The following is a 6,757-nucleotide window of genomic DNA, read 5'->3' as shown; positions in this document are numbered from 1 at the left end:
TTCTGCCTTCAACAATTTTAGCAATTATATCAACGGTGAGTTGAGCTTTAGAATCCATCACAATCATCCTCAACATGCCTCCAGTATTCAAAAAAAGAACACTAACAAACATGTAAAAAAGAGACCGACAGTTTCCCTTGGTAATTAGCGATTACGACAGAATCGCCTGGTAATTAAGATACGACAAAGTCGCTTGGTGTTAACACACTAATATGTACTAGCTCAGATCTGATCTGACAGTTACCCGTTTTTTTAAGGTGTCTGTCAGTTTAGATTTGAGCTAAATTTTTTTCCGCCCAAACCGATTGCCCATCAAGCATTGTTTCCAATGGTGTGCGCCCACAGCACATTTTCCCTTGATGAGTGCGTTCATTGTTATAGTATTGGCGTCATCGCATGGTTTGTACGTAGATTTACTCTAAGGATTAATTTCTACCGCAAAATTCAATCTTGTATCATTATCAGGCCCACATCCTCTCTAATCTGAGATTGAGTGGACGGCTTTTGGTTTGGCCTACTGATTTCCAGAAATAATCACCTGTAAGATTAATATGGGCCCAGCCCAACGGAGAAATATGTTTAAGTAGATCAGGATCAACAACTGTGCCATTATTTTCTAAATGATCCAGGGTCTTTTGCATATAAACGGTATTCCAATAAACAATGGCTGCAATCACAAGGTTCAGTGCCATGGCACGTTTTTGTTGTGCCTTATCTGATCGGTCATGAATACTTCCCTGAGAATGAGCAAAGACCGCTTTTGCCAGTGTATGTCGAGCTTCGCCTTTGTTCAATCCAGCCTGGCTTTCAATGCGCTTGGCCGGTATTTCCATCCAATCGAGCATAAATAACGACCTTTCAATCCGGCCTATCTCACCTAGTGCAAGATATAATCTATTTTGCTGCCGATAAGCACTCAGTTTTCTCAACATAGCTGATGGAACGACATTTTTATTTACAATACTGGCAGCCAGTCGCAGCGCCTCATCCCAGTGATTGAGCAGCACTTCCTCATTGATCGGTTTGCCCATGATAGGTAACAAGTCTTTCCATTGTCTGGTTTTACCAAAGCAAGCTAATCGCCGATCTGGAAAATCTTTAAGACGTGGCGCTAATTGGAGGCCCAGTAGATGGAACAGTGCGAAAACATGATCTGACACACCACCTGTGTCAACATAATGTACAAGTGGATTGAAACGAGCTACGTTATCCATCAATCCGTCTAAAACAAACGGTGCTTCACCAGCTGTTGCACCGATAACTTTTGAGTAGAATGACCCGTATAGACCGGATAAAAAGGAATAGATTTTTAGCCCAGGATCAGGGCCGTATTTTGCATTGATATCGCCTGTGTTTCGACCGGCCAGGAAGAACTGTCCATCGGATGAGGTAAGTTCAGCTAATCCCCAAGCCTGGGCCAATGGTAAATCATGATGCTCATCTATGATGCGTGCTAACGCCTCTGCATATGTATCTGGCCTTAAATACCAGGTCGAGGCTCCGGATATTTGTGCGTGAGTTAAACTGTCAGACGCTTGCGCCATTCTCTCCAATCCGAGGTTTGTTGCACCCGCTAGAATGGCAGCCAGTACAGCAGCCGGGTTTTCGTGGTGTCGGCCGGAGCGTAGTTCAGTGAATGCATTTAAAAATCCAGTTGTTTGCGCAACGTCCCATAGTAATTCTGTAATGCGAATTCGGGGCATTATGGCGTCAATGGTTCGATCCAATTGTTCAGCTTCAGGCGGTGTTATAGGATCATGAGGTGTGATTTTTAGACGTCCTTTCTCAAATCGTACTCCCTCAAGTTGATCGTGTTTCAATTTGTATTGAACCTCACTGAGTCGCTGATCTAAAAGATCACGCCGATCAGCCAGCCATGTTGGTCCATCGATTTCTACGCCTCGGTCACCGATTAATGTTTTAGCTTCCTCTTTCGATGTCAGATACGTATCAAAACGACGATAATCGCGGCTGCCTTCTACCCAAACATCACCCGCTCTGAGTCGATCACGCAGTGTGGCTATTAGTGCTGTTTCATAAATTCGGCGGTCTGGCTTTCCGTTTTTGGTGATGAGAGAACACCAGTGTTTTGAGGGAAATGGCATCGGTACAATATCAGGCAACTTTCGTTTTTTGGTTTCATTCAAATCCTTTATTAAACTAAGTGCGGCTTGCAAATCAGCGTTGGAGTCCGGTACGGTGAATGAAAAGATGTCTAGAAATGCAGGTGCAAATTTTCTAAGTTGTGTATACCTTTGGGATGCCGTTTCCAGTGGGTCTTCTGTGGCCATATCGCCAAGTGCATCAATTTCCGGACGGGAATTCATCAACTGCTCCCAACCGACCATTTCATCCAACAACTCAAAGAAATCACTGTTGTTTTCTTTTGCCAGCTCCATGGCATTGATGGTGCCTCTAAAGAGCCGCATTAATCTTCCGACACGAGACTGAGTCGCTTGCCAGGAATGATCGTGCTTTAACTTGGATCTTGTAAATAGCTGCCCAGTCAGTTTCTCAAATAATGCAATAGCCGTATCAGTCAGGGTAATCTCCATTTCTACCATCTGGGCTGATAATATCGCCAGTCGACGTCGTTCACCGAAGTCACTCAGTAAATGTGCCGGTGCTACTGCGCCTTCTCGCGAGAACTTTTTTAATCGGTTTGGATGAATATCGTCTCCAAGATCGGCAGAGATACCAATGCTGCGAACAAATTCCAGCCGATCAATTAACGCCTGTAAACTAGCGGCGCTCGTGGAATGTGGAATACCGCGTAGCCAGGCAAGTTTCGATAATCCAATCGATGGATCGTGATCCACTAAGTTATTCAAGATTGCTTTCTGGCTTTCACTTAATGCATCATTTAATGATTGCGCCGCTAATCGTCTGGTTCGCGCTCGACCTGCCACGCCAATTCGTTCAAGTGTTTCAGTGGCCGGCAGAACGTAGTGTAAATTCCGTAAATTCTCAATGAGCCGTGTAATAATAACTCGGCCCTCATCTGTATCAAATGCGGCCTTTGCAGCCAAATCCTGAGCTAACGTAATGTCGTCAGACCCAAATGACCTGAGTCCAAGATGTTTTGTAGCGAGCGTTCGATGCGTTGATTGTGTTGCATTGCGAACACCATATTCATTTAGCGCATCCGGTGAAATCGCTATTTGTTCACTTAACCAATTAATCAGTTGCCGGGGAAGTGATTGATTCTCGTGCCAACCTTGCCCTGGATGGCGCAGCAATGAGATATGAATAGCCAGTCCTAATCGGTTCTTTGATTTTCGCCGGGTTTGAATTAATCGCTGATCGGCGTCACTCAATACATAATATTTGCCCAGCGACACTTTGTCGGATGGAATGTCGAACAGGGATTCGCGAATGGATGGTGATAAAAGCTGGCGTCTACCCATAGATTGTCCCAAAAAGGCTATTGTTTGTTTTGGGATAGTTTATAATATTGGGACGAATAAAGAGACAGTTTAAAGGCAGTTATATGACAATTTATCAAGCAGAACTCAAGCGTCCCAGAAACGGTCGGTAAAAAGACAGGAAACACCCTATGAAACTTGATGAGTTTGTGAAGCAAACATTACTAGATATAACTAAAGGCGTTGCCGATGCTCAGCAGGAAGCGCTTCTATATGTGGCACCAGGACTTGTTGAAAACAAAAAAATGACAGAATTTCAGCTCGTTAAATTCGAGGTGGTTGTCACTGTCAATCAAGAGGCTGGAGGCGGAATACGGGTTTGGTCTCTGGGGGATGCCAAGGCAAACGTGTCGTCAGAAAAAACTAATCGGATATCGTTTGATGTGCCCGTTTATTTTCAGGCACCCACTGAGCGAAACAGTAATCATCACTCGAACAAGGAAAAAACGGACTCATGAAACCCCGTTCAGGAGATATACTTGGGTATGCCCGCGTCTCAACCGCTGAACAGGATGTGGTAGGACAAAAAGATCGATTGGTAAAGGCTGGTGCCGTCCGGGTATTTAAAGACGTCATTTCGGGAAAACAGTTTGAACGTCCCGGATTAACGGAATTGATCGATCATGCACGCGCAGGGGACTCTCTATGCGTTGTCCGTCTTGATCGGTTGGGGAGATCTCTAAAAGAACTCCTAGAAACCGTCGATAACCTCAAGGCACAAGGTATTAATTTGATAAGCCTTGAAGAAAAACTCGACACGTCCAGCGCTGCCGGTGAATTGGTGTTTCATGTATTTGGGGCTATCGCCCATTTCGAACGCCGATTGATTTCTGAGCGTACAAAAGATGGTATTGCTGCCGCCCGCAAACGCGGCAAAAAACCTGGGCGTCCCTCACTCGGCAGGGAAACCGTTTCTGCGTTGGAAAAACTCATTGAGGCCGGTTTGACAGCCGGTCAGGCTGCAAAACAGCTCGGCATTGGACGGTCAACGGCTTATAGAATCACCAATACTAGAATTTCTGAATGGCCAATAACTCCCTTAGAGTAAATCTACGAACAAACCATGCGATGATGCCTACTCTTCACTTTTTTCGCGCAAGATAGCGGATGCAGTGGAAATGATCTTGCTTCGCTCGAATACCGAGCGGTGCCGCCAGTCGCTACGGAAAACATTATGGGCATTGGCAATTGCAGCCTCCAAGTCCTGGTAGGATATGTGTGCATAGGTCTTAATCAGTTTTCCTGATGCAGGATTGATCGTTTGATAAGTCATGTTGCCTCCGTGTGTTTTACTGTGAGTGAGTGCGGCTATATTCGCGGAAAGATCAGGATGGTGAATTCGTGTTTTTTGCGATATATGCGGCACCGAATTCAGGAATACTGGCCGCTCAAACGGGAACGGCCACCCAGATCTAACGATCCGCTATTCCTGGAGTAAACGCCAAGGTAACAGGAAGCTTTTCCGTCAGTGTATAAGGACTCGCCTTATTTTCCTTGACCCATCTCTTTTCGGCTATGGATTCAAAAGGAGGTGGTATTTCTCCCTGAAGAGACCAAAGATCGAAAGGTGTCTCGTCAATGGAAATTTCCCAATCGTAGCCTTTATCCTTCACAAAAGGAGCGATAAGCTCATCTAGTGTTCTCACCCACCATTCACGTATAATGGGACCAGGCAGCGTTCTCGCAATTTGATCAACCTTGAATCGGACAAACTTGTTATTCGGTTCACCACCAACAAAGCAGGAATCTTTGGCTATTTCCTCAAAAATGAAGACTACATAGAACTTCGGAATAGGAACGCGTGCATACATACCGGTAATCTTTTCGGATAGATCCTTTTTGTCTTGAGCGGTATATGCTCCAGCGGGATGATAAACTTTCCATAATGGCATGATATTTCTCCTGTAATTGATTCTTGATTTGAGATGTCTGATACTTGCTATTAGCAAGTTACTAGAGTATAGATCTGAAGATGAGTAAACGAGTAGTATGCTAAATTGATTCTCAGCGTTCTATTTTTAAAACTATAGATGGCTACAATGCAAGACCTGAATGACCTTTATTACTACGTCCAGGCCGTGGATTATGACGGTTTTGCTCCAGCAGGCCGTGTGTTGGGGATACCCAAATCGAAGCTCAGTCGACGCATTGCCAGGCTAGAAGAACGGCTCGGCGTTCGCCTAATCCAGCGCTCAACACGTCACTTTGCGGTTACCGAAGCTGGACAGAGCTTTTACATGCATTGCAAAGCGATGCTGGTGGAAGCTGAATTGGCCCAGGAAGCAATAGAAACACTAAAATCGGAACCCCGGGGTGTAATCCGGATGACATGCCCCATACCGCTGGTGAATTCGAATGTAGGAGTGATGCTGGCCGATTTCATGGCGCGCTACCCGCACGTCACGGTGTACATGGAGGCCACTAACCGACGTGTTGATCTCATCAGCGAATCACTAGACGTCGCCCTTCGCGTACGACCAACACCTTTGCAGGACAGTGATCTGGTCATGCGTATCCTCGCTGATCTAAGTCAATGTTTGGTGGCCAGTCCCGCTCTCGTCCAACGGCACAATTTTCCTGCTACCCCAGTTGCTTTGAGCAATTGGCCGAGCCTGAGTCTGGGCAACCCTCAACAAATCCATAGCTGGGTGTTGCATGGACCAGATGGCCAACACGCGACACTCCATCATACGCCACGTTTTGTTACGACGGATATGATCGCGCTGAGAGATGCTGCTGTGGCCGGAGTTGGTGTAGTGCAACTGCCGATGGTTATGGCGCGCGATCAACTGGCTGCTGGTTTATTGGTTAAGCTGCTACCTGGATGGGCACCGCGCTCGGAAATCGTTCATGCAGTGTTTCCGTCTCGGCGCGGTCTTCTTCCTTCCGTGCGCACGTTAATTGATTTTCTAGCACAACATTTCGAGATGCTGCATGAGGACTAGGTAGGGAAAAGCAAAAGTGAATTGGTGCATCGTCGAAGATTCAAACTACGGTAATAAGTAATTTGCAACTTCTATAACCGATAGAGAAACCCCTCTCTCTTCCATATTGAATTCAATGTCACGGTAAGAAACACTGTTCTGGCTTAATAGAAATGGACACATTGATGAGAGGCAATATTATTGTCACTAATCGAGGTGTTTATGAAAGAGAAACGAGTTTGCAAATGATATACGCAGTCGTTTGTCAATAGCGGAACAAAAATACACTTTTTCTCTTCGTAATGTGTACTAGTGTGATTACCAAGGGAAACTGTCGGTCTAATTACCGAGCGACTTTGTCATAATCACTTTAGCAAGTCGTGCCTCATTCCACAATTACTTTTTTAT

Annotated in this window: 6 protein-coding genes and 1 pseudogene; 3 read left to right on the top strand and 4 right to left on the bottom strand. The window is 45.4% G+C overall.

What is annotated here, in order from left to right; all coding sequences use genetic code 11:
- Window positions 1-269 precede the first annotated feature (269 nt).
- Both C8R11_RS15565 and C8R11_RS15560 read right to left on the bottom strand, forming a co-directional pair.
- Window positions 270-383 (bottom strand): annotated as a pseudogene (locus tag C8R11_RS15565) (IS481 family transposase); the annotation flags it as partial.
- Between the two features lie 78 nt (window positions 384-461).
- On the bottom strand, window positions 462-3,407 hold the full coding sequence (locus C8R11_RS15560; protein WP_107796494.1) for a Tn3 family transposase: 2,946 nt from the start codon (window positions 3,405-3,407) through the stop codon (window positions 462-464).
- A gap of 149 nt (window positions 3,408-3,556) precedes the next feature.
- On the opposite strand from C8R11_RS15560, the gene C8R11_RS15555 reads away from it, so the two are divergent.
- Window positions 3,557-3,883 carry a trypco2 family protein gene (locus tag C8R11_RS15555; RefSeq protein ID WP_107796493.1) on the top strand — a complete coding sequence of 109 codons (327 nt, stop codon included), beginning with the start codon at window positions 3,557-3,559 and terminating at the stop codon, window positions 3,881-3,883.
- The gene (locus C8R11_RS15550) at window positions 3,880-4,473 is read left to right on the top strand and encodes a recombinase family protein (protein ID WP_107796492.1); all 594 of its coding nucleotides are present in this window, start codon (window positions 3,880-3,882) and stop codon (window positions 4,471-4,473) included. The genes C8R11_RS15555 and C8R11_RS15550 overlap by 4 nt, the downstream gene beginning before the upstream one ends.
- A 27-nt stretch (window positions 4,474-4,500) precedes the next feature.
- On the opposite strand, the gene C8R11_RS15545 is transcribed toward C8R11_RS15550, so the two are convergent.
- Window positions 4,501-4,698, bottom strand: coding sequence for an aldehyde dehydrogenase family protein (locus C8R11_RS15545; RefSeq protein ID WP_107796491.1), 198 nt, complete (start codon window positions 4,696-4,698; stop codon window positions 4,501-4,503).
- Between the two features lie 139 nt (window positions 4,699-4,837).
- On the bottom strand, window positions 4,838-5,317 hold the full coding sequence (locus C8R11_RS15540) for a tautomerase family protein (RefSeq protein ID WP_107796490.1): 480 nt from the start codon (window positions 5,315-5,317) through the stop codon (window positions 4,838-4,840).
- Between the two features lie 138 nt (window positions 5,318-5,455).
- Here C8R11_RS15540 and C8R11_RS15535 point away from each other — a divergent pair, with 138 nt between their 5' ends.
- Window positions 5,456-6,370, top strand: a complete 915-nt coding sequence (locus C8R11_RS15535; RefSeq protein WP_342352479.1) for a LysR family transcriptional regulator — start codon at window positions 5,456-5,458, stop codon at window positions 6,368-6,370.
- The last annotated feature ends 387 nt before the right edge of the window (window positions 6,371-6,757 follow it).

It is taken from the genome of Nitrosomonas aestuarii, from assembly GCF_003046585.1.
Taxonomy (GTDB): Bacteria; Pseudomonadota; Gammaproteobacteria; order Burkholderiales; family Nitrosomonadaceae; genus Nitrosomonas; species Nitrosomonas aestuarii.
This window is presented reverse-complemented; position numbering and strand designations above follow the sequence as displayed.

What these genes read in the sequence shown, in the direction of transcription:
- C8R11_RS15545 (WP_107796491.1), bottom strand. Translation starts at nt 4,698, where the DNA reads ATGACTTATCAAACGATCAATCCTGCATCAGGAAAACTGATTAAGACC.
- C8R11_RS15540 (WP_107796490.1), bottom strand. Translation starts at nt 5,317, where the DNA reads ATGCCATTATGGAAAGTTTATCATCCCGCTGGAGCATATACCGCTCAA.
- C8R11_RS15535 (WP_342352479.1), top strand. Translation starts at nt 5,456, where the DNA reads ATGGCTACAATGCAAGACCTGAATGACCTTTATTACTACGTCCAGGCC.
- C8R11_RS15560 (WP_107796494.1), bottom strand. Translation starts at nt 3,407, where the DNA reads ATGGGTAGACGCCAGCTTTTATCACCATCCATTCGCGAATCCCTGTTC.
- C8R11_RS15550 (WP_107796492.1), top strand. Translation starts at nt 3,880, where the DNA reads ATGAAACCCCGTTCAGGAGATATACTTGGGTATGCCCGCGTCTCAACC.
- C8R11_RS15555 (WP_107796493.1), top strand. Translation starts at nt 3,557, where the DNA reads ATGAAACTTGATGAGTTTGTGAAGCAAACATTACTAGATATAACTAAA.